At 46.3% G+C, this 23,901-nt stretch carries 20 protein-coding genes, 3 tRNA genes, 4 rRNA genes and 1 riboswitch; of the genes, 11 read left to right on the top strand and 16 right to left on the bottom strand.

The window, feature by feature from the left end; all coding sequences use genetic code 11:
* Nucleotides 1-76: 76 nt before the first annotated feature.
* The 15 genes from A4G17_RS03235 to asnC form a co-directional block, all read right to left on the bottom strand.
* Nucleotides 77-1,570, bottom strand: a complete 1,494-nt coding sequence (locus A4G17_RS03235; RefSeq protein WP_123957521.1) for a PTS transporter subunit EIIC — start codon at nucleotides 1,568-1,570, stop codon at nucleotides 77-79.
* 167 nt (nucleotides 1,571-1,737) lie between these two features.
* A tRNA-Trp gene (locus A4G17_RS03230) sits at nucleotides 1,738-1,813 on the bottom strand.
* 33 nt (nucleotides 1,814-1,846) lie between these two features.
* Nucleotides 1,847-1,923 (bottom strand) — tRNA-Asp (locus A4G17_RS03225).
* A gap of 13 nt (nucleotides 1,924-1,936) precedes the next feature.
* A 5S ribosomal RNA gene (gene rrf / locus A4G17_RS03220) occupies nucleotides 1,937-2,052 on the bottom strand.
* 53 nt (nucleotides 2,053-2,105) lie between these two features.
* Nucleotides 2,106-2,221, bottom strand: a 5S ribosomal RNA gene (rrf, locus tag A4G17_RS03215).
* A gap of 190 nt (nucleotides 2,222-2,411) precedes the next feature.
* A 23S ribosomal RNA gene (locus A4G17_RS03210) occupies nucleotides 2,412-5,313 on the bottom strand.
* Nucleotides 5,314-5,529: 216 nt separating this feature from the next.
* A tRNA-Glu gene (locus A4G17_RS03205) sits at nucleotides 5,530-5,605 on the bottom strand.
* 125 nt (nucleotides 5,606-5,730) lie between these two features.
* Nucleotides 5,731-7,270, bottom strand: a 16S ribosomal RNA gene (locus A4G17_RS03200).
* Together the 16S, 23S and 5S rRNA genes with 3 tRNA genes alongside form the textbook arrangement of a ribosomal RNA operon.
* A gap of 337 nt (nucleotides 7,271-7,607) precedes the next feature.
* Complete coding sequence (gene murI, locus A4G17_RS03195; RefSeq protein ID WP_123957278.1) at nucleotides 7,608-8,420, bottom strand: glutamate racemase; 813 nt, start codon at nucleotides 8,418-8,420, stop codon at nucleotides 7,608-7,610.
* Between the two features lie 55 nt (nucleotides 8,421-8,475).
* Nucleotides 8,476-8,940 carry a DMT family transporter gene (locus tag A4G17_RS03190; RefSeq protein WP_236941030.1) on the bottom strand — a complete coding sequence of 155 codons (465 nt, stop codon included), beginning with the start codon at nucleotides 8,938-8,940 and terminating at the stop codon, nucleotides 8,476-8,478.
* 9 nt (nucleotides 8,941-8,949) lie between these two features.
* The gene (locus A4G17_RS03185) at nucleotides 8,950-9,471 is read right to left on the bottom strand and encodes a chorismate--pyruvate lyase family protein (RefSeq protein ID WP_123957279.1); all 522 of its coding nucleotides are present in this window, start codon (nucleotides 9,469-9,471) and stop codon (nucleotides 8,950-8,952) included.
* A gap of 15 nt (nucleotides 9,472-9,486) precedes the next feature.
* The gene (locus tag A4G17_RS03180) at nucleotides 9,487-10,518 is read right to left on the bottom strand and encodes a DUF6630 family protein (RefSeq protein WP_123957280.1); all 1,032 of its coding nucleotides are present in this window, start codon (nucleotides 10,516-10,518) and stop codon (nucleotides 9,487-9,489) included.
* 17 nt (nucleotides 10,519-10,535) lie between these two features.
* Entirely contained in the window at nucleotides 10,536-12,617 is a 2,082-nt protein-coding gene (gene recG / locus A4G17_RS03175) for an ATP-dependent DNA helicase RecG (protein ID WP_123957281.1), read from the bottom strand.
* Between the two features lie 162 nt (nucleotides 12,618-12,779).
* Nucleotides 12,780-13,544: a uridine phosphorylase gene (udp, locus tag A4G17_RS03170; RefSeq protein WP_123957282.1), complete on the bottom strand. Its 765-nt coding sequence runs from the start codon at nucleotides 13,542-13,544 to the stop codon at nucleotides 12,780-12,782.
* Between the two features lie 296 nt (nucleotides 13,545-13,840).
* Nucleotides 13,841-14,314, bottom strand: coding sequence for a transcriptional regulator AsnC (asnC, locus tag A4G17_RS03165; protein ID WP_123957283.1), 474 nt, complete (start codon nucleotides 14,312-14,314; stop codon nucleotides 13,841-13,843).
* A 168-nt stretch (nucleotides 14,315-14,482) separates the two neighbouring features.
* Between asnC and asnA the strand changes: the two genes are divergently transcribed.
* From asnA to A4G17_RS03115, 10 genes are all read left to right on the top strand, one after another.
* On the top strand, nucleotides 14,483-15,475 hold the full coding sequence (gene asnA / locus A4G17_RS03160) for an aspartate--ammonia ligase (RefSeq protein ID WP_123957284.1): 993 nt from the start codon (nucleotides 14,483-14,485) through the stop codon (nucleotides 15,473-15,475).
* A gap of 38 nt (nucleotides 15,476-15,513) precedes the next feature.
* Entirely contained in the window at nucleotides 15,514-15,699 is a 186-nt protein-coding gene (locus A4G17_RS03155) for a MerR family transcriptional regulator (protein ID WP_165894256.1), read from the top strand.
* A 142-nt stretch (nucleotides 15,700-15,841) separates the two neighbouring features.
* A riboswitch (TPP riboswitch) is annotated at nucleotides 15,842-15,933 on the top strand.
* A gap of 79 nt (nucleotides 15,934-16,012) precedes the next feature.
* A complete protein-coding gene (locus A4G17_RS03150; RefSeq protein WP_123957286.1) occupies nucleotides 16,013-16,726 on the top strand; it encodes an ABC transporter ATP-binding protein in 714 nt (237 codons plus the stop codon).
* On the top strand, nucleotides 16,723-17,475 hold the full coding sequence (locus A4G17_RS03145) for an ABC transporter permease (RefSeq protein WP_123957287.1): 753 nt from the start codon (nucleotides 16,723-16,725) through the stop codon (nucleotides 17,473-17,475). Before A4G17_RS03150 ends, A4G17_RS03145 begins: the two co-directional genes overlap by 4 nt.
* Before the next feature lie 173 nt (nucleotides 17,476-17,648).
* Nucleotides 17,649-18,302, top strand: a complete 654-nt coding sequence (gene tenA, locus A4G17_RS03140; protein WP_123957288.1) for a thiaminase II — start codon at nucleotides 17,649-17,651, stop codon at nucleotides 18,300-18,302.
* A 15-nt stretch (nucleotides 18,303-18,317) separates the two neighbouring features.
* The gene (locus A4G17_RS03135; protein WP_123957289.1) at nucleotides 18,318-19,259 is read left to right on the top strand and encodes an ABC transporter substrate-binding protein; all 942 of its coding nucleotides are present in this window, start codon (nucleotides 18,318-18,320) and stop codon (nucleotides 19,257-19,259) included.
* A gap of 56 nt (nucleotides 19,260-19,315) precedes the next feature.
* The gene (gene thiM, locus A4G17_RS03130; RefSeq protein ID WP_123957290.1) at nucleotides 19,316-20,116 is read left to right on the top strand and encodes a hydroxyethylthiazole kinase; all 801 of its coding nucleotides are present in this window, start codon (nucleotides 19,316-19,318) and stop codon (nucleotides 20,114-20,116) included.
* On the top strand, nucleotides 20,109-20,921 hold the full coding sequence (gene thiD / locus A4G17_RS03125; protein WP_123957291.1) for a bifunctional hydroxymethylpyrimidine kinase/phosphomethylpyrimidine kinase: 813 nt from the start codon (nucleotides 20,109-20,111) through the stop codon (nucleotides 20,919-20,921). The genes thiM and thiD overlap by 8 nt, the downstream gene beginning before the upstream one ends.
* A gap of 10 nt (nucleotides 20,922-20,931) precedes the next feature.
* Nucleotides 20,932-21,597, top strand: a complete 666-nt coding sequence (thiE, locus tag A4G17_RS03120) for a thiamine phosphate synthase (RefSeq protein ID WP_123957292.1) — start codon at nucleotides 20,932-20,934, stop codon at nucleotides 21,595-21,597.
* Nucleotides 21,594-22,898, top strand: coding sequence for an MFS transporter (locus tag A4G17_RS03115; protein WP_123957293.1), 1,305 nt, complete (start codon nucleotides 21,594-21,596; stop codon nucleotides 22,896-22,898). Before thiE ends, A4G17_RS03115 begins: the two co-directional genes overlap by 4 nt.
* An 80-nt stretch (nucleotides 22,899-22,978) precedes the next feature.
* On the opposite strand, the gene A4G17_RS03110 is transcribed toward A4G17_RS03115, so the two are convergent.
* Entirely contained in the window at nucleotides 22,979-23,371 is a 393-nt protein-coding gene (locus A4G17_RS03110; RefSeq protein WP_123957294.1) for a YgiW/YdeI family stress tolerance OB fold protein, read from the bottom strand.
* 248 nt (nucleotides 23,372-23,619) lie between these two features.
* Between A4G17_RS03110 and rpoZ the strand changes: the two genes are divergently transcribed.
* The gene (gene rpoZ, locus A4G17_RS03105) at nucleotides 23,620-23,901 is read left to right on the top strand and encodes a DNA-directed RNA polymerase subunit omega (RefSeq protein ID WP_123957295.1); all 282 of its coding nucleotides are present in this window, start codon (nucleotides 23,620-23,622) and stop codon (nucleotides 23,899-23,901) included.

The raw sequence follows: 23,901 nt of genomic DNA, 5'->3' as shown, positions 1-23,901 counted from the left end.
TGCAGCTATTATAACGAGACAAGCGGTCAGATCCTTGCAAAATTTTGCAAAAATCTGACCGCTTGCAAGAGGAAAACTAATCTTCTTTACCTAAAATTTGATTGACTTCGCTCTTATAGAGCACCGCTTTGGCACCAAAAACAGCTTGAATGCCACCGCTCACTTGCAATACATCGACTGCACCAATCGCTTTTAAACGTGCCTTGTCCACTTTTGACACATCTTTGACTGCAACACGCAAGCGAGTAATACAAGCATCGACATTTTCAATATTCTCCGCATTCCCCAACGCGGCAATAATGGCATGAGCATTTTCCGTCAGCGATGTCGCTTGTTGCTCAACCACCTCTTCTTGATCATCCGCTCTGCCTGGTGTCATGACATTAAATTTACGAATGAAGAACAGGAACGAGAAGTAATAAAGTGCCGCCCAAGGCAAGCCGACAAGCACGACTCGGATCCAGTTGGTATTTTCGTTACCTTGTAAAATGCCGAATAGCAAGAAATCAATAAAACCGCCCGAGAATGTGTTACCAATAGCGATATTCAATAAATCCGCAATATAGAACGACACCCCATCTAAAAAGGCATGGAAAACATAAAGCCAAGGGGCTACGAACAGGAACATAAATTCAATCGGTTCGGTGATCCCTGTGATAAAGGAAGTCAACGCCGCACCTAAGAACAACCCTCCAATCAAGTTACGTTTTGCCTTTGGTACAGCGTGGTACATCGCCAAGCAAGCCGCTGGTAAGCCGAACATCATGGTATCGAAACGACCAGCAAAGAAACGAGTACCATCAGTGAATAGACCTTGATGATTTGGATCCGCAAGTTGGGCAAAGAAAATTTTCTGAGCCCCTACGATCATTTCGCCATTCACCATTTCAGTGCCGCCCAATTCGGTGTACCAGAACAGCGGGTAAATCATATGATGCAAACCAACTGCTCCGCTTAGCCGCATTAAGAAACCATAGAAGAAAGTGCCTATTTCGCCCATTGCCGCAATACTTTGCCCTGCAGAAACAAGCCAGTTTTGGAAAGTTGGCCAAATCAAGAAGAACACAGCCCCTACAAAAATGGCAGCAAACGCAGTTACAATTGGCACAAAGCGTGAGCCACCGAAGAAACCAAGAATTTGTGGTAGCTGAATGTTGTGGTATTGGTTATGCAACTTGACGGTAATCAGCCCCATCACTAACGAACCAATCACACCCGTATCAATCCCTTTTACTTCTGGGGAGAAAATCGAGATCAAAGCTGCAATCGTGCCCGTCATAATCAAATAACCAACCACCGCAGCCAATGCGGCTACGCCTTTATCCCGCTTCGCTAAACCGATTCCAAGTCCAACGCAAAGTAAAAGAGCTAAATTAGCAAACACCACACTGCCTGCCGCAGACATGATTTGGAAAATACCTTGTAGAGCAGGGTTATCTAAGATTGGGTAGGCTTGCACAGTTGCCTTATTCGACAAGGCCCCACCAATTCCAAGCAACAAACCTGCTGCAGGCAGAATGGCAATCGGCAACATAAAGGCTTTACCGACTTGTTGAAGTTGTTTAAACATAATACTCTCCTAAGCAGTGAAACTTAGTCAGAGCATAACGGATTAGAGCAATAAATAGTGTGATGTGGATCGCAAAATGCAAAACAAGCGGTCAGATCAGCAAAAATTTTTGCAAAAGATCTTAAGAATCTTACTACTTTTAATAAATGAAAATAGATAGGAAGGAATGGCAGGGGCGGAGAGGCTCGAACTCCCAACACCCGGTTTTGGAGACCGGTGCTCTACCAATTGAACTACGCCCCTAAAGAGAAAGCGAGATTGAACTCGCTAAATAAGTGGCGGAACGGACGGGACTCGAACCCGCGACCCCCTGCGTGACAGGCAGGTATTCTAACCAGCTGAACTACCGCTCCGCAAATTTGGGAAAATTAACAGTGCCCTACTCTCACATGGGGAAGCCCCACACTACCATCGGCGTTACAGCATTTCACTTCTGAGTTCGGAATGGAGTCAGGTGGTGCTACTGCACTCTAGCTGTTAATCAAATTCTTTTATTAAGTTAGTTCACTACTAATAATGAACTAAGTTAATAAAACCCTGATGGTGCCCTACTCTCACATGGGGAAACCCCACACTACCATCGGCGTCACTGCGTTTCACTTCTGAGTTCGGAATGGAATCAGGTGGGACCACAGCACTATGGCCATCAGGAAAATCCTGTTGTTGTCTTTGTTCGTCTTTATTTTTTCGTTCTCTATTCTTGGCTTCTTACGTCGCCTTTAATCTGAAACAAGCTGTCTGTTTGATTTTCTTTCACTTCGCTCTCGCTTTGTCTTTTCGTTTAGCTTTCTTCTCAACCGCTTTTGGCTTCTTTCTTCTTTCCAAAAACGCTTGAGGTTGTATGGTTAAGCCTCTCGGGCAATTAGTATGGGTTAGCTCAACGTCTCGCAACGCTTACACACCCCACCTATCTACGTCGTAGTCTACAACAACCCTTACTGACTTAATGTCAGGGATGACTCATCTTGAGGCAAGTTTCGTGCTTAGATGCTTTCAGCACTTATCTCTTCCGCATTTAGCTACCCAGCAGTGCCTCTGGCGAGACAACTGGAACACCAGTGATGCGTCCACTCCGGTCCTCTCGTACTAGGAGCAGCCCCTCTCAATCATCCAACGCCCACGGCAGATAGGGACCGAACTGTCTCACGACGTTCTAAACCCAGCTCGCGTACCACTTTAAATGGCGAACAGCCATACCCTTGGGACCTACTTCAGCCCCAGGATGTGATGAGCCGACATCGAGGTGCCAAACACCGCCGTCGATATGAACTCTTGGGCGGTATCAGCCTGTTATCCCCGGAGTACCTTTTATCCGTTGAGCGATGGCCCTTCCATTCAGAACCACCGGATCACTATGACCTGCTTTCGCACCTGCTCGACTTGTCTGTCTCGCAGTTAAGCTTGCTTCTACCATTGCACTAACCTGACGATGTCCGACCGTCATTAGCAAACCTTCGTGCTCCTCCGTTACGCTTTGGGAGGAGACCGCCCCAGTCAAACTACCCACCAGACACTGTCCGAACACCTGTACTTGGTGTTTCGTTAGAACATCAAACGTTAAAGGGTGGTATTTCAAGGACGCCTCCACAAGAACTAGCGTTCCTGCTTCATAGGCTCCCACCTATCCTACACATCAAAATTCAATGTTCAGTGTCAAGCTATAGTAAAGGTTCACGGGGTCTTTCCGTCTAGCCGCGGGTACACCGCATCTTCACGGCGATTTCAATTTCACTGAGTCTCGGGTGGAGACAGCCTGGCCATCATTATGCCATTCGTGCAGGTCGGAACTTACCCGACAAGGAATTTCGCTACCTTAGGACCGTTATAGTTACGGCCGCCGTTTACTGGGGCTTCGATCAGGAGCTTCTCTTTCGATAACACCATCAATTAACCTTCCAGCACCGGGCAGGCATCACACCCTATACGTCCACTTTCGTGTTTGCAGAGTGCTGTGTTTTTAATAAACAGTTGCAGCCAGCTGGTATCTTCGACTGGTTCAGCCTTCGGAGGTAAACTCCTACAACCTACGCCAGCGCACCTTCTCCCGAAGTTACGGTGCTATTTTGCCTAGTTCCTTCACCCGAGTTCTCTCAAGCGCCTGAGTATTCTCTACCTGACCACCTGTGTCGGTTTTCAGTACGGTTTAGTTATATCTGAAGCTTAGTGGCTTTTCCTGGAAGCGTGGTATCAGTAACTTCATTCCCTTAGGAACTCGTCATCACTTCTCGTTGTTTAAATTGGGTAAGCGGATTTGCCTACCTACCCCAACTACCGGCTTAAACAGACATCCAACAGTCTGCTTACCTAACCTTCTCCGTCCCCACATCGCAATATAACCAAGTACGGGAATATTAACCCGTTTCCCATCGACTACGCTTTTCAGCCTCGCCTTAGGGGCCGACTCACCCTGCCCCGATTAACGTTGGACAGGAACCCTTGGTCTTCCGGCGAACGAGTTTTTCACTCGTTTTATCGTTACTTATGTCAGCATTCGCACTTGTGATACGTCCAGCAAACCTCTCGATTCACCTTCATCCGCTTACACAACGCTCCCCTACCCAACAGATTTGACTCTGATGCCGCAGCTTCGGTGCTATATTTGAGCCCCGTTACATCTTCCGCGCAGGCCGACTCGACTAGTGAGCTATTACGCTTTCTTTAAATGATGGCTGCTTCTAAGCCAACATCCTAGCTGTCTAAGCCTTCCCACTTCGTTTCCCACTTAATATAGACTTTGGGACCTTAGCTGGCGGTCTGGGTTGTTTCCCTCTCCACGATGAACGTTAGCACCCACCGTGTGTCTCCTATGCATTACTCTTCGGTATTCGCAGTTTGCATCGGGTTGGTAATCCGGGATGGACCCCTAGCCGAAACAGTGCTCTACCCCCGAAGGTATTCACATAAGGCTCTACCTAAATAGATTTCGGGGAGAACCAGCTATCTCCCGGTTTGATTGGCCTTTCACCCCCAGCCACAAGTCATCCGCTAATTTTTCAACATTAGTCGGTTCGGTCCTCCAGTTAGTGTTACCCAACCTTCAACCTGCCCATGGCTAGATCACCGGGTTTCGGGTCTATACCTTGCAACTAGACGCCCAGTTAAGACTCGGTTTCCCTACGGCTCCCCTATTCGGTTAACCTTGCTACAAAATATAAGTCGCTGACCCATTATACAAAAGGTACGCAGTCACCAAACAAGTTGGCTCCCACTGCTTGTACGTACACGGTTTCAGGTTCTATTTCACTCCCCTCACCGGGGTTCTTTTCGCCTTTCCTTCACAGTACTGGTTCACTATCGGTCAATCAGGAGTATTTAGCCTTGGAGGATGGTCCCCCCATCTTCAGACAGGATATCACGTGTCCCGCCTTACTTATTTTCAGCTTAGTTCCACACAAGGCTTTTAAAGTACGGGATTATCACCCTCTTTGATTGAGTTTCCCAACTCATTCCTCTAAGTCTTGTGCTATAACTGAATGGCTCCTTCGCGTTCGCTCGCCGCTACTAACGAAATCTCGGTTGATTTCTTTTCCTCGGGGTACTTAGATGTTTCAGTTCTCCCGGTTTGCCTTATTTACCTATGGATTCAGTAAATAATGATAAGCTCTTCGCTTATCGGGTTTCCCCATTCGGACATCTTGGATTAAACGCCTCTTATCGACTCATCCAAGCTTTTCGCAGATTAGCACGTCCTTCATCGCCTCTGATTGCCTAGGCATCCACCGTGTACGCTTAGTCACTTAACCATACAACCTCAAACATTTTTAGATAATATTGTTATTAAACAATCATCAAAATATTTAAAGCTGATAATCAAAAACTACTACTTGTGTGCTTTTGTTCACACAAGATTTTTACTACTCAGACTTTCTTTCGAAAATCTCTCAGTTTTTCAGCTTGTTTCCTATTTTTTAAAGAACATTAGACATTCACTTTGTCTTCCGACAAAAAACATCTTTAAATGGCGTCCCCACGGGGATTCGAACCCCGGTTACCGCCGTGAAAGGGCGATGTCCTAGGCCTCTAGACGATGGGGACAGCATTTAAAGATGCTTTCCTGCCATTTGCAAAACATTTCGCGGAACTGGCCGCTTGTCTTGCCTATGTTTCAACTTTCTATCAAACAATCTGTGTGAGCGCTTATTGTGTCATTTCTACTTCGGTAAGGAGGTGATCCAACCGCAGGTTCCCCTACGGTTACCTTGTTACGACTTCACCCCAGTCATGAATCATACCGTGGTAAACGCCCCCCTTGCGGTTAAGCTATCTACTTCTGGTACAACCCACTCCCATGGTGTGACGGGCGGTGTGTACAAGGCCCGGGAACGTATTCACCGCAACATTCTGATTTGCGATTACTAGCGATTCCGACTTCATGGAGTCGAGTTGCAGACTCCAATCCGGACTTAGATGCACTTTGTGAGATTTGCTCCATGTCGCCATTTTGCTTCCCTCTGTATGCACCATTGTAGCACGTGTGTAGCCCTACTCGTAAGGGCCATGATGACTTGACGTCATCCCCACCTTCCTCCAGTTTATCACTGGCAGTCTCCTTTGAGTTCCCGACCTAATCGCTGGCAACAAAGGATAAGGGTTGCGCTCGTTGCGGGACTTAACCCAACATTTCACAACACGAGCTGACGACAGCCATGCAGCACCTGTCTCATGGTTCCCGAAGGCACATTCACATCTCTGCGAACTTCCATGGATGTCAAGAGTAGGTAAGGTTCTTCGCGTTGCATCGAATTAAACCACATGCTCCACCGCTTGTGCGGGCCCCCGTCAATTCATTTGAGTTTTAACCTTGCGGCCGTACTCCCCAGGCGGTCGATTTATCACGTTAGCTTCGGGCACCAGAGTTAAACCCCAATCCCCAAATCGACATCGTTTACAGCGTGGACTACCAGGGTATCTAATCCTGTTTGCTCCCCACGCTTTCGCACATGAGCGTCAGTATATTCCCAAGGGGCTGCCTTCGCCTTCGGTATTCCTCCACATCTCTACGCATTTCACCGCTACACGTGGAATTCTACCCCTCCCTAAAATACTCTAGATTGCCAGTCTGAAATGCAATTCCCAGGTTAAGCCCGGGGCTTTCACATCTCACTTAACAATCCGCCTGCGTGCCCTTTACGCCCAGTCATTCCGATTAACGCTCGCACCCTCCGTATTACCGCGGCTGCTGGCACGGAGTTAGCCGGTGCTTCTTCTGTGGATAACGTCAATTACCAACTCTATTAAAGTTGATACCTTCCTCACCACCGAAAGAACTTTACAACCCGAAGGCCTTCTTCATTCACGCGGCATGGCTGCATCAGGGTTCCCCCCATTGTGCAATATTCCCCACTGCTGCCTCCCGTAGGAGTCTGGACCGTGTCTCAGTTCCAGTGTGGCTGGTCATCCTCTCAGACCAGCTAGAGATCGCGGGCTTGGTAGGCCTTTACCCCACCAACTACCTAATCCCACTTGGGCTCATCTTATGGCAACTGGCCCGTAGGTCCCAGTCTTTAATCTCTCGATATTACGCGGTATTAGCTACAGTTTCCCGTAGTTATCCCCCTCCATAAGCCAGATTCCCAAGCATTACTCACCCGTCCGCCACTCGTCAGCAAGAAAGCAAGCTTTCTCCTGCTACCGTTCGACTTGCATGTGTTAAGCCTGCCGCCAGCGTTCAATCTGAGCCATGATCAAACTCTTCAATTCAAAAAGTTTAATCGCTCAATAAATACTGACTATAAAAAAATCAATAATATTCATTATGAATTTCAAGTTAAGCACTTATTAAGACTTCAAAATTAAATAATATTTCACTTCAAAATCACATCAACAAGTGCCCACACAGATTGTCTGATTCATTATTAAAGAGCAAAAAACAACGACGCACCGTAATAACCTAATCCGTTCACAACAGTGCGTCGTTGTGTGGTGCGCATTATAGAGAAATCCGAAACCAATGCAAGTAAAAAATTTAAAAAAATTAAAAAAAATAGGCTTTCGATGAAAAACAACGCAAAATGAACACATTCTCATCAGCAAGCGGTCACTTTATCGCAATCTTTTGCAAATCCAAAATAGTCAAATGTTCAAATCCCCAAGCTTGCATCATTTTTTCTCGTTGGTTAAAACCGTTCATCGTTGCAGTGCAATAGGCTTGATTATGTAACCTGTCTGGTTTTTCAATAAGTTCTGTGTTTTCCAATAAGGTTTTAACCCGTTTCGCAATGCCATTGCCTGGATCAATAAAGTATTTTACATTCGGTAGCAGTTGCTGCAATTCGTCTTTGACTAACGGGAAATGAGTGCAGCCGAGAATGACGGTATCGATCATTGGATGGGTTTGCCAGTCGGCAACAACTTTTTGTAGCCGTTGCATATCCACTTTGCCTGTTTGTTGTTTTTCTTCGACAATTTCAACTAGATCTGTTGTACCAATTTTTTCAACAATACAGTCGCTGGCGTAACGTTGGATGAGATCATCAACATAGGGGCGGTTTACCGTGCCTTTGGTGGCAAGTAAGCCGATGGTTTTGGTTTGTGAAATTTCCGCCGCAGGTTTAATCGCAGGCACCGTGCCAACAATATGAAAGGGAAAACTTGCTCTCAATGCCGGTAAAACCACGGTACTCGCCGTATTGCAAGCAACCACGACCATATCAAGCGGGTAGATTTCCGCAATTTTTTGCACAATTTTGGTCGCTCGCTCAATCAATACTTGTTCCGTTTTTTCAGAATATGGGAAATAGGCATTATCGAAGCAATATAAATAATGGGCATTCGGCAAACTTTGACGAATCGCATTGTAAATCGTCAACCCTCCCATGCCTGAGTCATAGAGTAAAATTGTTGGTTGCATAAAATGGATAAAAAACAGAAGGTTGGTTAAATGCTACTCCGTAATAACGAGTGATTCAAGCATTGCCAAATAATCGTTTCCCAAAGAAAAAAAGAATCAGCCCAATAGCAATGACAAACAATCCAACGCCTTGCCAGAGATGAATTGGACGAACTTGCATACCAAATAAGCCCAAATAATCAATCAAGGTCGCCATAATTAGCTGCCCGATGATAATAAAAAACAGCATCTGTGTAATGCCCATTTTGGGTGCCAATAAAATACTTGTAAAAACGAGCGTTGCTCCTAATACACCGCCTAACCACTTCCACCACGTTTGAGTCGGTAGATTTTGCCAGGCCGTCGATAAATCCGCTCGCCACAAACAAAGCAGCAGTAACACTATCGTACCAATGGCGAATGAAATCATCGCTGCGACAAGAGGTTGGCCTGCCAGCCCTTGGGCTAACTGGCTGTTAATAGCGGCTTGACTTGCAACCGCTGCTCCAGCAAGCAAGGCAATAAGTAGATAAAAGATCAAGGTATTCTCCTATTCGACTGAAGGAAATTTAAATGGCTTTAGAAAAAGTTCTTTAATTTCAAGTGGGTAGTCATCTATTGTGAGTAAGGAACGTCTTGCATACAAACCTGTCTGTGGATCTTGCCACCATGACAAAGCTAAACGCCTTGGCTGTTGCTGAAAGAGCCACAAACCAATTGGCTGCTCACCCAACGTCAATACGGCTTGAGCTACTTTATCAACTGTATGTTTTGGCAAGCGTGTTTGAGCAAAAATCCAGGGATCATCATCCCCTTTTAAGATGACTTCACGTATCCAAGCGGTTGAATCAACTCGCCATTCTAACTCTTTCCACTCAGAACTAACCGCTTGCCAACCTTGCAGGGTAATCTCAACGGTCAATTTCTGGCATATTTGTTGCAATTTCTGGGTCAATGAATCCGTATGTTGTAACCATTTGCAAATATTGGGGGGCAACTGACCGCTTGCTTCAGGTTGCTCGGGCTTTGCTAATATATTTCGGTATAATAATAACTGTGATTCGTTACGCATTTCTTGCTCATCACCTTATAATGCATTGATTGGAAAACCAAGCTGCTTGGCTAATCTCAGGATTGCCTCTACATTCTCTTTGCGACAAACAAATAACCCCTCACCATCAAAAAACTCAGTATCAATACTTAATAACGTGAAATCAGATTCTTGTTGTAGCTTTTCGGCAATGTCACTCAGTTGTCGAGATTGTTCCTCATCTAATGAGAAATTTTGCCCAATGAGCGCAGCAATATAATCTGCAATCGCCTCATAATCCAACTCCCAATACGCAAAATAGCTGTAGTCTTCAAGGAGAAAACGGTAATATAAGAATGAGCGACTGGGCTCACCGTAAAATCCCTCTTCTTTTAATTGACGGATAAACTGTTCAGGATCGTGTTGAATTAAATAATATTGCGTTTTAAAACTTTCTCGATCATCAATCCCCGCCAACGTAATAAATTCCTCAAGGCGATGCTCATCATTGGCAACCAGATCAACAGGGTCTAGATAGAGACTTTGATGTACTTCGATTACGGATTGCTCAAATAATTCCCAATATCTCTTCTCGATATCCCCTTGTTCTTCAGCTGAAATTTGCCGAGAACGCTTTAACTGGAGAAATAAATTACCTGTGGTTGGTGTCGTTAGAAAAACTTTAAACTGTTGCTGCTCATCACCATCAATATAAGGAGCACAAATAAAGACCATTGTTTCTTGCCTTAAAAATTGCTGGTGTTCTTTCAGAAATGGGGCAATTGTGCATTCAATCACCATAAATGTGTAGTTATTATCGTCAGTAAACTGGTCTTTATCTAATAAAGCAATATTCGCTTTTTGCATAAAATCAGCAAGTGCATCGTGGCATTCAACATAGCCCGCTTGTTTTAAGCAGTCATTCACTTCTTCTTGTTCTTCTTCGGTGAAATTCATGAAATCCTGCGGGTAGTAGTAATAATCCACCAAAATATCGCTTTTGAACTGCTTAGTTGGAATTTCCACATGCATTTCGTTTTCGAGATAACCTTCAATTTCAAGCAATATTTGGCGTAGAGTGTGATCCATTTTTTCTCCTACAATCACTAAGCCTGACTATACACCGTTTTTTCATTGAGCCAACGTTTAATCAACTTATCGGCAATGTCGGGATATTTGGCGATAAGCTGTTTGGCGTAATTCTGAACGAGCGGGATCATTTTTCGATCTCGCATTAAGTTGGCAATTTTGAACTCCGCAATTCCCGTTTGTTTGGTGCCAAGCACTTCACCCGGCCCACGAATTTCTAAATCTTTTTCGGCGATCACAAAACCATCTTGACTGTCTCGTAGTACTGCCAAACGTTTTTGCGAAATTTTACCAAGGGGAGGCTTGTACATCAGTACGCAATGAGATGCCGTGGATCCACGCCCAACCCGTCCACGCAACTGATGCAGCTGTGCCAAACCAAGCCGTTCGGAATTTTCAATGATCATCAAACTCGCATTTGGCACATCCACGCCAACCTCGATTACCGTGGTCGCCACTAATAAATCAAGATTACCCGTTTTAAATTCCGCCATAATCGCTTGTTTTTCTTGCGGCTTCATTCTCCCATGCACTAAGCCAATTCGAAGATCAGGCAAAGCTCGCTGTAAATCTTCCGCCATTGCCGCCGCCGCTTGAGCTTCCAGCACTTCACTTTCGTCAATCAAGGTGCAAACCCAATAAGCTTGACGTTTTTCATTTTTACACGCCTGATAAACTCGTTGAACAATTTCATTACGCCGATCTTCTGACACCGCCACGGTAGTAATTGGCGTTCGCCCAGGGGGAAGTTCGTCAATAATTGAAGTATCTAAATCAGCGTAAACGGTCATCGCTAAGGTGCGTGGAATCGGTGTTGCGGTCATAATTAGCTGGTGCGGATAGATATCACCCTTCGCCCCTTTTTCTCGCAAGGTGAGCCGCTGATGAACACCGAACCGGTGCTGCTCGTCAATAATCACTAGGGCTAAATCGGCAAATTCAACTTGATCCTGAAATAGTGCGTGGGTGCCGATAATCATCTGTACTTCGCCGTTTTTAATCGCCTCCAACTGTGCCTTTCGGGCTTTTCCTTTCACTTTGCCCGCCAACCAACCAACTTCGATACCAAACGGTTTGAGCCAATTGGCAAAATTGTTAGCGTGCTGCTCGGCGAGAATTTCGGTTGGTGCCATTAACGCCACTTGCTTGCCGTTATCAATCGCCAATAACGCCGCCAACGCCGCCACTAAGGTTTTGCCCGAGCCGACATCGCCTTGCACCAGCCGCATCATCGGATGTGGTTTGATGAGATCGTTTTCAATATCCAACGTCACCCGCTGTTGTGCCTTAGTTGGCTGAAACGGTAGGCTAGCTAAAAATTGCTGTTTGAGATCGGTTTGATAGCATAGTGGCTCGGCAAAGTGTTGCTGAATGCCTAATCGCACCTGTTGCATCGCCAAATTATGTGCCAATAATTCTTCAAAAATCAGACGCTTTTGTGCTGGATGCTCGCCTTTTTCCAACTGTTCGGGCGAAATACTCGGATCAGGGCGATGCAGCAACTGCAGTGCCTGCTTCAAGCTGTATTTATGTGGATTAAATTCATCAGGCAGCAGTTCAGCGACTTGTACTTTAGCTAACAACGCCAAGGCTTGTTCAGTCAATTTACGGAGTGAAGCTTGCTTCAATCCTTCGGTGGTGGAGTAAATCGGCGTAAGGGTTTCCGCCAACACAAGCGGTTCATTTCCCCGAATAATTTGATATTCAGGGTGATGAATTTCCGCCATATAATGCCCCCGTTTGACCTCACCAAACGCCTTGACTCGCACACCCGCTGCCAAGCTATTTTTCATTCCCGCATTGAAATTGAAAAATTTCAGGGTGATTTTGCTGGTGCCATCGGAAAGGGTGGTACTTAAAATCGGACGTTTGCCGAACTGCACTTCGGTTAGCTGCACAATGCCTTCGATGGTGGCGTAACTTTCTGGACGAAGATCGATAATCGGCGTGATCCGAGTGCGATCTTCATATCGCATCGGCAAATGAAACAGCAGATCTTGCACATTATTGATGCCGATCCTGCTCAGCTTTTCCGAAATCGCCGCCCCCACGCCCGATAACGCCGTCAGCGGAACACCGTCTAAAAGTTGTTGGCTCATTGGTAAAAAAATACGAAGAAAAAGACCGCGTGATTGTATAAAAGAACAAAGGGTGCCGCAATGACACCCTTTGACTTCATGCTGTATTTGCAAAATATTGAGTGAAACTAACCGCTTGCATCACAACAAGCGGTCAGTTCCTTGCCATTTTTTGCAAATCAATTAGTTATCTAACGCCAATTTTCCAGCCGCTTCTACCACCACATCAATCGCACGGCTTTCGGTGCCTTTGATGGTTTCTTCATTTGGAATTTCTTGTTGAGTGCGGTTTACGATTACCCCTGAAACCATACCCGCACGCAAGCCGAGAGCAGAACACATGGTGAACAGTGTTGCAGATTCCATTTCAAAGTTCATCACATTCAGTTCTTGCCACTGTTTGAGTGAACCTTGGTAGTGTTTCCACACTTTGCCTGAGTAAGTGTCGTAACGCTCTTGACCAGGGTAGAAAGTGTCAGATGATGCAGTAATACCCACATATGGAGTCACACCTTGATTTAATGCTGCGGCATAAAGTGCGTTGGTCGCTTCAAAGTTCGCCACAGCTGGATATTCCAATGGTGCGAAATGTTGGCTTGCACCGTCTAAACGCACAGCCCCTGTGGTGACAAGCACATCGCCCACATTAATATGTGGCTGAATTGCTCCAGTAGTACCGATACGTAGGAATGAACGCACGCCAAGTTGGGCTAATTCTTCCACACAAATCGACACAGACGGACCGCCGATCCCTGTTGAACAAACCACAATTGGCTGACCATTTACATAGCCCAACCAAGAGGTAAATTCACGGGTTGAAACTAAAAATTCTGGATTTTCCATTTTCGCTGCGATACGTTCACTGCGAGCGGGATCGCCTGGAACGATCGCCACTTTTGCCCCTTTTAACATCGCTTTGGTTAAACCCAAGTGGAATACTTCTGACATAGTGTGCTCCTTATTATGCCTAGGACGAGTACCCTAGGTTAATGATAAATTCGCTCCGCTGGAGCGATATTCCGTTGAGCAATATCATTGCTCATTGATAACTAACCTAGGGGTAGCCCTAGGCAACTTGGATATCATTCTACCAACCAAACGGTCAGTTTCCCTAAAACTTTTGCAAATCCGAGTTGAAAAATGTGAACAAGATCAAAAGGAAACGTTTGCGTTCTCAGGTTGTGACACTACATAGGTAGATTTGCAAAAAATGTGACAGATCTGACCGCTTGTTGCCCTTCTCCCTAAGGCTTAATGTCTCGCAGAATCGGATTTTGCATTGAGATGAGCGTTTCGGTAGATTGGATTTCTTCAATCAACTGAATTTTAGTCGCCAGCACACGGTGCAGCTCTTCAATAGTGTGGGTCATCACTTTTAAGAAAATCGAATAGTTGCCCGTGGTGTAATAGGCTTCGACCACTTCATCAAACTCGCGTAATTTAGCAATCACTTTTTCGTAGTCTTTTGCACTTTTTAAAATAATGCCGATAAAGCAGCAAACATCATAACCCAGTTTACGTTCATTAATCCGTAATTTAGTGCCTTCAATAATCCCTGCTTGACGCATTTTTTCAACACGAACGTGAATCGTCCCCGGGCTCACCCCAAAATTTTTTGCCATTTCTGCGTAAGGGGTACGAGCGTCTTCGGTTAAAACGTGCAAAATTCGTTGGTCAAGCTGATCAATTTGAAAGGTCGGTTGATAATTTTTATGCATTTTTTGCTCCTTTTTTACCACCATTTGAATGTTTCTAAAAATATACCATATAAAATTAGACAAAATCTAACACCCAAAGAGTTTTTTTGAAGTAACATTGCATTTTTCCGATTTTACGTTAAATTGTGTTCATCATTTTATGACAAATTAGATGAATGAAGGCAAATTATGAAAAAATCATTTATTTTACAGCAACAAGAAATTAGCTTTGTTAAGAACACCTTTACCCAAAACTTAATCGAGCAGTTAGATATTATTGAAGTACAAGGCCCAATTTTGAGTGAAGTGGGTAACGGTATGCAAGACAACCTTTCTGGTATCGAAAAAGCGGTGCAAGTGAATGTCAAATGCATTCCAAATGCACGTTATGAAGTGGTTCACTCTCTGGCAAAATGGAAACGTCATACTCTGGCGCGTTTCCAATTTAAAGAAGGCGAGGGTTTATTCGTGCATATGAAAGCCCTGCGTCCAGATGAAGACTCGCTCGATCCAACGCACTCTGTCTTTGTGGATCAATGGGACTGGGAAAAAGTGATTCCAGCAGGACGTCGCAACTTTGAATACTTAAAAGAAACGGTACGTTCAATTTATCGTGCGATTCGTTTAACCGAACTGGCGGTAGAAGCCCGCTTTGATATTCCATCTATTTTGCCAAAACAAATTACCTTTGTTCACAGTGAAGACTTAGTTACACGCTATCCAAATATGACGGGCAAAGAGCGAGAGAATGCTATTTGTAAGGAATATGGTGCGGTATTCTTAATCGGTATTGGCGGCAAATTATCTGACGGCAAACCACACGACGGTCGAGCACCTGACTATGACGACTGGACAACGGAATCAGAAAACGGCTACAAAGGCTTAAACGGTGATATTTTAGTATGGAACGCCGAGCTCGGTACCGCATTTGAGCTTTCATCAATGGGGATTCGCGTAGATGAAAAAGCACTACGCTTACAAGTTTCTCTCACTGGCGACGAAGCTCGTTTAGAAATGGATTGGCACAAAGACTTATTAGCCGGTCGCCTACCGCTTTCTATCGGTGGCGGTATTGGTCAATCACGTTTAGCGATGCTTTTACTTCGTAAAAAACATATTGGTGAAGTGCAATCCAGCGTGTGGCCAAAAGCAATGTTAGAACAATTCGAGAACATTCTTTAATCATATACAAGCGGTGAGATCCTGCAAATATTTTGCAATTGGCACTCACCGCTTTATTTTTACCCTATTGTCAAAACGCAGACCAATTCGTCGCACAGCACTTACTGCAAGTTGAACAAAAAATCGCACAACCTATTGAAATCAAAGCGATTATGACGTCCCTTTCAGGCTGTAATCAAAATCATGTTGAGCAATGTAAAGTGATGGCATTCTTCACAGAGTGACACAACAAGCGGTCAGTTCCACCCCACATTTTGCAAAAAATCAGCGTAAAGTTACCGCTTGTAAATGTGAACTAGTTCACATTTTTGTCACAAACCTCCCACATTCCTATTGTTTTTCTCATCCAATGCTATAAACTTCTGCTCCATTTAGTCGGGGTGCTGCTTGGCAGCTGAGATGATACCCGTGAACCTGATACAGCTAATACTGACGTAGGAAACTAATTATGCAACTCTATTTCCCTTTCAATTTTTCGCCTTTTTCGTTATCTCGCCCCTATTTTCTGCACTAAACCGATCATTTTCGGGGGCAAAAATGTGTGTGCAGATCGCAAAGCTGACACTGTGTTTTAACGCAAAACCACTATTCCAGCAATTTGATTTTCAGTTAAATGCGGGGCAATGGACGGTGCTGCTCGGCAAATCGGGGATTGGTAAATCCACCTTGCTACGTGCGATTGCTGGCTTAGAAGACGATGCCATTCAGGCGGGCAACATCGTACGACAGGGCAACATCGCCTATATGGCACAGCAAGACTCACTGTTTCCTTGGCTATCCGTGCTGGATAACGTCCAACTTGCCCATCATCTCAAGGGCACGAAAAATACCGAAACCACCGCCCACGCCAAGCGGTTACTTTCTGCAGTAAAAATGCAATCCCATGCTGACAAAGCCTGCTACCAACTGTCAGGCGGGCAACGACAACGTGTGGCATTGGCTCGGGTATTAATGCAACAAGCAGATATTGTGCTGATGGACGAACCTTTTTCTGCACTCGATGCCGTTACCCGCCGTCAGTTGCAAGATCTCGCCTGTGAACTATTGCGAGAAAAAACGGTGTTGTTGATTACGCACGATCCGCAAGAAGCCATCCGCTTAGGTGATCAGATCGTTATTTTGCAATCTCAACCCGCCACCCTTTCTGAACCCATTATTCCACAAGGGAAGGCTCCACGGGAGCTTGGCGATCAAGCGTTATGGCAATTGCAAGAAAAATTGTTATCCGCATTGCTTGAGGGGGACGAATGAGTTTGCGAGCGTTGTTCAAATCCGCCTTATTGAGCCTAATGCTACTCGCCTTATGGCAAGCGGTTGTCAGCCTGTTTGCCTTGCCACACTATTTACTGCCACCACCCGCGAACGTTTTCGCCCAATTCGGCTCCCACGCCGAAATGCTGTGGTCGCACACCCAAATCACCCTGCTTGAAATTTTTTTAGGGCTAACGCTCGGTTTCGCCCTAGGGCTAAGTTCCGCTCTGCTGCTTGCCCTCTCGCCACGGCTTGCCAATTTATTGCTGCCGCTATTGGTAATTTCCCAAGCGATTCCCGTCTTCGCCATTGCTCCACTGCTCGTACTGTGGTTCGGCTATGGTCTAGCATCGAAAATTGCCATGACGATTTTAATCATCTATTTCCCTGTGACCGCCGCCTGCTATGACGGCCTACGCAACACACCAAAACCGTGGTTGGAATTGGCAAAAACGATGCAAATCTCACCGCTTGCAATGCTATTTCGAGTTCGCTTGCCTGCCGCCTTGCCGTCTTTGGCATCTGGGCTACGCATTGCGGTTTCCGTCGCCCCTATCGGGGCTGTGGTGGGCGAATGGGTTGGTTCATCGCAAGGCTTGGGATACTTAATGCTACACGCCAACGCCCGAATGCAAGTGGATTTAATGTTCTCTGCCTTGCTGATTTTGCTGGTGATTGCCTTACTACTCTACTTCAGCGTGGATTATGGACTACGCAAAGCGGTGCCGTGGGTGGGGAAAGTTGGATGAATGTTCGGTAACAAATTCTGCCCCCGCTTGCGGGGGAAGTACCGCCGAAGGCGGGGTAGGGGGTAAGCAAGCGGCCAGATTTTTGCAAAATTTTGCAAATTCCCCCCTTCGGTTTCGCTACGCTCAACCACTTCCCCCGCAAGCGGGGGCAGAATATAACTTAAGGAGATACCATGTCCATCACACAAACACTGATTAAAAATGCCCAGCCATACTGGGAAAACTACATTGAACATCCCTTTGTGCAACAGCTTGAAAATGGCACCTTGCCCTTAATGAATTTTCAACATTACTTAAAACAGGATTACCTCTATCTATTGCATTACAACCGAGCTTTTGCTTTGGCAATTTACAAGGCGGATAACTTCACTCAAATGGAAATCGCACATCAGTCAGTAGCCGCCTTGTTGCACGAAATTCAGTTACATATCGGCTTTTGCAAAGAATGGGGTATTGATGAAAAAACCTTGCTCGCTACGCCTGAGTCGGCGGCGTGTGTTGCCTATACCCGCTATGTGTTGGATTGCGGAATGGTGGGCGGTTTACCTGAACTCTATGCGGCGATTGCCCCCTGTGCGATTGGCTATGCCGAAATTGGGCGGAATTTGGCGACCCGCGGTCGCAGTCCTGCCGAGAACCCGTATCAAGTTTGGATTGAGATGTACGCCTCCGCAGAATTTCAACACGCCACCCAAGCTCTTGCCGACAATTTAGATTTGCTCTGCCAAGGGCTTGATGAAGCACGCCTTGCCAAAATTCAACAGATTTTCAACACCGCCACTCGAATGGAAGTGGCATTTTGGCAAATGGGATTAGATTTAAGTTAATAAAGGAGACCAAAAATGAAAACACTGACCGCACTTTTGAGTGCCGCCATGCTCTGTTTCAGCACCCCAGCCACTGCCAAAGAGAAACTCACCTTGTTACTCGATTGGTTTGTGAACCCTGACCACGCGGCGTTGATTGTCGCACAACAAAAAGGCTTTTTTGCCAATAACGATCTAGAAGTGGAAATAGTAGAACCTGCCGATCCGTCAATGCCTCCCAAATTGGTTGCGGCAGGCAAAGCGGATTTGGCGGTGGACTATCAGCCGCAATTGCAACTTGCCGTACCGAACGGCTTACCGTTGGTGCGAGTTGGTACACTGATTTCCACCCCGTTAAATACCCTGACTTTCTTAGAAAGTAGCCATATCAAAACGTTGGCGGATCTGAAAGGCAAAAAAGTCGGCTATTCCGTCAGCGGCTTTGAAGATGTGCTACTTTCGGCAATGTTGGCAGATGCAGGGCTTTCGGTAAACGATGTGGAAAAAGTGAACGTAAACTGGTCACTTTCTCCGTCGTTAATCAGCGGCAAAGTGGATGCGATTATTGGCGGCTATCGTAATGTGGAGCTTAACCAGCTCAAACTCGAAAAACACCCAGGAAAGGCGTTCTACCCTGAAGAGCACGGCGTGCCCGTGTATGACGAGCTGATTTTAGTGGCGAACAAACACACCATGCCAAAAGCAAAAATCTCCGCATTTTTGACCGCTTTGGAGCAAGCCACCGTTTACACCTTAAATCACCCAGAAGAAGCGTGGGAAGCCTATGTGAGCTATAAGCCAAAAGAGCTCGACACCGAACTCAACCGTTTGGCGTGGCGAGACACTTTACCACGTCTTACCCACCGCCCACGTGCGTTGGATACGGCCCGCTACGAAAAAATGGCAGCATTCCTGCAACAACATCAACTCACCGACAAGGTGCTGCCCGTGGCGGATTATGCGGTGGAAATTAAATAGTTCTACATTATCTATAGATAGGCGGATACTTAGGTCCGCCCCTACGAGGCTGTTATATGCAATCCAAATTCCTTTCCAGACTCCGCGAACGCAATCCATTGGTGCATAACATCACCAATATCGTGGCAGCGAACTTTTCGGCAAATGGGCTACTCGCAATCGGGGCATCGCCGATAATGTCTGCTAACCTCGAAGAAATGGTAGAAGTACCGAAAATCAGCCAAGCCCTTGTGATCAATATCGGCACACTGCTCGGTAAAGAGATCGATGCAATGGTGTTGGCGGGCAAAACGGCTAATGAAATCGGCATTCCTGTGGTGCTTGATCCCGTTGGTGTAGGGGCGACCACGTTCCGCCAACAGACCGTCTCGGCGTTGCTCAACCAAGTGAAATTCACGGCCATTCGTGGCAACGCTGGCGAATTGGCGTATTTGGCTAATGTGCAGTGGGCAGCAAAAGGCGTGGATGCAGGCAATGGCAAAGCGAATTTAGGCGAAATCGCCCATAAAGTCGCTCGTCAATATGGCTGTATTGCGATTATCAGCGGAGAAACCGATTTTATTAGCGACGGCTCCCGCCTTGCCAAACTGCAAAACGGTACGCCATTGTTTCCCAAAATCACCGCATCAGGCTGCTTACTGAGTGCGATTTGCGGAGCATTTCTAGCGGTTGCAGAGCCACAAGACTACTTTGCGGCACTGATCGAAGGCTGCTCTGCCTATGCGATTGCAGGCGAAATTGCCGCCGAACCGCTGAGTGCTACTCAAAACGGACAATTTTTCGTTGGTTTGCTCGATCAACTGGCCTGCCTTTCCCCTGAACACCTCAATCAATATGCAAGGATTTCCTATGAATAACATTTCTATCGCCTTAACTATCGCAGGTTCAGACAACTCTGGCGGTGCAGGCTGTCAAGCGGATCTCAAGACCTTCCAAATGCAACATGTGTTTGGAATGACCGCCATCACCGCCATTACCGTGCAAAACAGTCTCGGTGTTTACGATATTCACCCTGTGCCACTGCACATTATTGAAGGACAGTTGAAAGCCATTGCCGATGATTATCACGTGAATGCGTTCAAAATTGGCATGCTTGGCAACAGCGAAATTATCCAGTGTATCGCCAACAGCTTGCAAAAATACCAGTTCGGTAAAATGGTGCTAGACCCTGTGATGTACGCCAAAGGTGGTGCCGCGTTGCTCGAACCCGATGCGGTGGAAGCATTACGCACGCTATTAGTGCCGAACGCCGAAGTGATTACCCCCAATCTGCCTGAAGCAGAAGCCTTAACCGAGGTAAAAATTGTCGATGATCGCACCGCTTGTTTGGCGGCAGAAAAGCTACTCAACATGGGCGTGAAAAACGTGCTGATCAAAGGTGGACATAGCCAAAATTCGCAAAGCGACGTGTGTCGGGATTGGTTGTTTACTCAAAATGATATGCTGCGACTCGATAGCCCACGTTTCAACACTCGCCACACCCACGGCACAGGCTGCACCTTCTCCGCCTGCATTGCCGCTGAATTGGCGAAGGGCGAAAGCGTCAAAAGTGCAGTGCAAACGGCAAAAGATTTCATTACCGCCGCCATCAGCCATTCATTGAACATCGGTCACGGACACGGCCCAACAAACCATTGGGCATATTCGCAATGGAAAAAATAAAGGAGATACCATGCAAGCTACATTTGATGTGCGGGCGGCGATGCGGCTCTATTTTGTTGCAGGGTCGCAAGATGTGGCACATTTAAGCGGTAATCCTGCCGACAATTTGCTGAAAGTATTGGAACAGGCATTGCAGGCGGGGATCACTTGCTATCAATTTCGTGAGAAAGGTGCAAAATCTTTACAAGATCCAACCGCTTGTAAAGCCTTAGCGATCCGCTGTCGTGACCTTTGCCGCCAGCACAATGTGCCTTTTGTGATCGATGATAATGTCAAACTGGCGATCGAAGTGGGGGCGGATGGCATTCACGTTGGGCAAAGCGATATGTCCCCAGCGGAAGCAAAACAGCGTTCCGGCGGAAAATGTGTTGTCGGCACCTCGGTCAATACCTTAGCACAAGGTTTGGTCGCACAAGCCGATCCGCATGTGGACTATTTCGGCGTCGGTCCGATCTTCCCGACCTTTTCCAAAGAAGATCCGAAACCGGTAGTCACACCTGACTTTGTGACCACCATTCGCCAGAACAACATCGACAAGCCGATCGTTGCCATTGGCGGTATTGGCGTGGACACTGCGGCAATGTTACGTGCCAAAGGGGCGGACGGTGTGGCGGTGATTTCGGCGATCGCTCGAGCGGAAGATATTTTTGCGACAGTGAAGGAGTTGTTACGATGAAAAATACTCCACGCAATATCGCGGTGGCGACAATGGTCGGCACTGCGATTGAGTATTTCGACAACTACATCTATGCCATGGCAGCAGTGTTAGTGTTCAATTCGCAATTTTTTAACAGCAACGACCCGCTTGCCAATGACTTGTATGCCCTTTCCACACTGGCACTAACCTTTTTTGCTCGGCCGATTGGGGCGATATTGTTTGGGCATTTTGGCGATAAAATCGGACGAAAGAAAACCTTGGTGGCATCGTTACTGTTAATGGGGATTTCAACCATTGCGATTGGCTTATTGCCGACCTATCGTGACATCGGCATTTGGGCCACACTGTTTTTGTGCTTGTGTCGTGTTGGGCAAGGCATCGGACTGGGTGGTGAATGGGCAGGTGCGGCATTGGTCGCCGTGGAAAATTCGCCGAAAGAGAAACGAGCATGGTACGGCATTTTCCCCCAACTTGGGGCCCCGATTGGCTTGTTACTCGCAAACGGTGCATTTTTCTTAGTGGGGGCGATTTTCGGTCAGAACGCGTTAGTGGAATGGGCATGGCGAATTCCATTTATTTCATCGATCGTGCTGGTGGTGATTGGCTTGTACTTGCGGGCAAAATTGAATGAAAGCCACGTGTTTATGCAAGCGGAACAGCAAGGCAAAACCGTTGCCGTGCCGCTTAAAACTATTTTCAAGCATCATCTCAAGCCGTTTACGGTGGGAATGTTGATTGCCGCTTCAGGCTATGTGCTCTTCTATATTTTAGTCGCTTTCGCTCAACTTTACGCCAAAAACGCCCCAGCCTTATCAGCCGCAGGGCATCCGCTTGGCTTAGGCATTCCCGCCAGCACCTTCACGACCTTTTTGCTGATTACCTCGGTGATTTTCGGCATTTCCATTGCGTTATCGGGCGTGTACGCTCACAAAGTTGGGCGGCGAAACTTGTTGTTGTGGTCCACTCTCGCAATGGCGATATTTGGCTTGGCTCTACCGCTATTTTTACACAATGGTACGCCGACGAGCGTGTTCTGGTTCTTGGCGATTGGCTTTGTGATCCAAGGGCTGACTTTCGGCCCCATGGCGGTGCTGTTGCCCGAGCTGTTCCCAACCCAAGTTCGCTATTCAGGTGCGGCATTGTCGTACACCATCGCAGGCATCGTGGGTGGCAGCCTGTTTACCGTGTTCTCGGTCAAAATCAATGCCAATTTTGGCCTCATCGGCATCGGTCTTTATCTCACCGCCATCTCGCTGATTTCGTGCCTAGCCCTATGGCGATTGGCCGAAACGACGCAGTTGGAATTAACAGAAATCTAAAATACAAGCGGTCAGTTCCCATCAAAATGTTGCACATTGCAAAATATTTCAAGAATCTGACCGCTTGTGGGTTTCAACGATTATTTTTTCGTGACACGATGCACATCAATTTCGGTTTGTGACCATTCTTTATCCACTTTCCCTTGAATCTCAATGGTGTCTTGCGGGGTAATGGTTTGTCCGCCCCAGGCACGTTTTTTCACATCAATTTGCACTTCGCCTGTACTGTCTTTAAAGATGAATTCATCGCTATCAATTTGCTTCACAATAGAACCAACTAATAAGACAGGTGTGTAGTCGTCTGCTTTTAGCGCCTCGCTAACACTTTTTACCATACGGCTTTCATCCACAAAGCCTTGCTGAACGTGCTCGCCTTTACCCCCTTTATGGTGATTGCCATCTTGGAATCCGCCTTTTGCAGCTGCGACGGTAGAAACGGCTAAAAGTGATGTGATTAACATAACGTTTTTCATAAATTACTCCGAGTGTATGGTTAAAATTTTTCAAGATAACGAAAGCAGCTTGCCGTCGTTGGTACGTATTAAACACAATAAATCTTAACAAAAACTTAAGGGCAGAACTTTTTTTGCAAAAAATGTGAGAAATCTGACCGCTTGTTATCCGTGGCTTCTCGTCTTAGGGTTATTGTAAGACTGCGGGATCTTCTGTATAATTCCTACCCTTTTAGAATCTGAAAATTTTGCAACATTTGGAGTAAACAATGGCTCGTGTAACGGTTCAAGACGCAGTAGATAAAATTGGCAACCGCTTTGATTTAATTTTAACGGCAGCTCGCCGTGCAAGACAATTACAGCTTCACACGCGTGACCCGTTGGTTGCCGAAGAAGGCGATAAACCAACCGTGATTGCGTTGCGTGAGATTGAAGAAGGCTTGATCAACAATCAAATTATGGATCAGCAAGAAAACATTGAAATGCTTCGCCAAGAAATTGCCGAAAAAGAAGCCATTTCATTCCTTGCTGATGTTCAAGCAAATTCATAA

It is taken from the genome of Frederiksenia canicola (genome assembly GCF_011455495.1).
GTDB lineage: Bacteria > Pseudomonadota > Gammaproteobacteria > Enterobacterales > Pasteurellaceae > Frederiksenia > Frederiksenia canicola.
Note: the sequence above shows the minus strand (reverse complement) of the source record. Positions and strands in the feature narration are given on the sequence as shown.

Bases quoted from the DNA above. Each gene is read 5' to 3' on its own strand.
- A4G17_RS03150 (WP_123957286.1), top strand. From the start codon at position 16,013: ATGTGTGTGCAGATCGCAAAGCTGACACTGTGTTTTAACGCAAAACCA.
- A4G17_RS03185 (WP_123957279.1), bottom strand. From the start codon at position 9,471: ATGCGTAACGAATCACAGTTATTATTATACCGAAATATATTAGCAAAG.
- tenA (WP_123957288.1), top strand. From the start codon at position 17,649: ATGTCCATCACACAAACACTGATTAAAAATGCCCAGCCATACTGGGAA.
- thiE (WP_123957292.1), top strand. From the start codon at position 20,932: ATGCAAGCTACATTTGATGTGCGGGCGGCGATGCGGCTCTATTTTGTT.
- A4G17_RS03110 (WP_123957294.1), bottom strand. From the start codon at position 23,371: ATGAAAAACGTTATGTTAATCACATCACTTTTAGCCGTTTCTACCGTC.
- A4G17_RS03135 (WP_123957289.1), top strand. From the start codon at position 18,318: ATGAAAACACTGACCGCACTTTTGAGTGCCGCCATGCTCTGTTTCAGC.
- thiM (WP_123957290.1), top strand. From the start codon at position 19,316: ATGCAATCCAAATTCCTTTCCAGACTCCGCGAACGCAATCCATTGGTG.
- udp (WP_123957282.1), bottom strand. From the start codon at position 13,544: ATGTCAGAAGTATTCCACTTGGGTTTAACCAAAGCGATGTTAAAAGGG.
- A4G17_RS03180 (WP_123957280.1), bottom strand. From the start codon at position 10,518: ATGGATCACACTCTACGCCAAATATTGCTTGAAATTGAAGGTTATCTC.
- murI (WP_123957278.1), bottom strand. From the start codon at position 8,420: ATGCAACCAACAATTTTACTCTATGACTCAGGCATGGGAGGGTTGACG.
- A4G17_RS03115 (WP_123957293.1), top strand. From the start codon at position 21,594: ATGAAAAATACTCCACGCAATATCGCGGTGGCGACAATGGTCGGCACT.
- asnA (WP_123957284.1), top strand. From the start codon at position 14,483: ATGAAAAAATCATTTATTTTACAGCAACAAGAAATTAGCTTTGTTAAG.
- rpoZ (WP_123957295.1), top strand. From the start codon at position 23,620: ATGGCTCGTGTAACGGTTCAAGACGCAGTAGATAAAATTGGCAACCGC.
- A4G17_RS03235 (WP_123957521.1), bottom strand. From the start codon at position 1,570: ATGTTTAAACAACTTCAACAAGTCGGTAAAGCCTTTATGTTGCCGATT.
- A4G17_RS03145 (WP_123957287.1), top strand. From the start codon at position 16,723: ATGAGTTTGCGAGCGTTGTTCAAATCCGCCTTATTGAGCCTAATGCTA.
- recG (WP_123957281.1), bottom strand. From the start codon at position 12,617: ATGAGCCAACAACTTTTAGACGGTGTTCCGCTGACGGCGTTATCGGGC.
- thiD (WP_123957291.1), top strand. From the start codon at position 20,109: ATGAATAACATTTCTATCGCCTTAACTATCGCAGGTTCAGACAACTCT.
- asnC (WP_123957283.1), bottom strand. From the start codon at position 14,314: ATGCATAAAAATTATCAACCGACCTTTCAAATTGATCAGCTTGACCAA.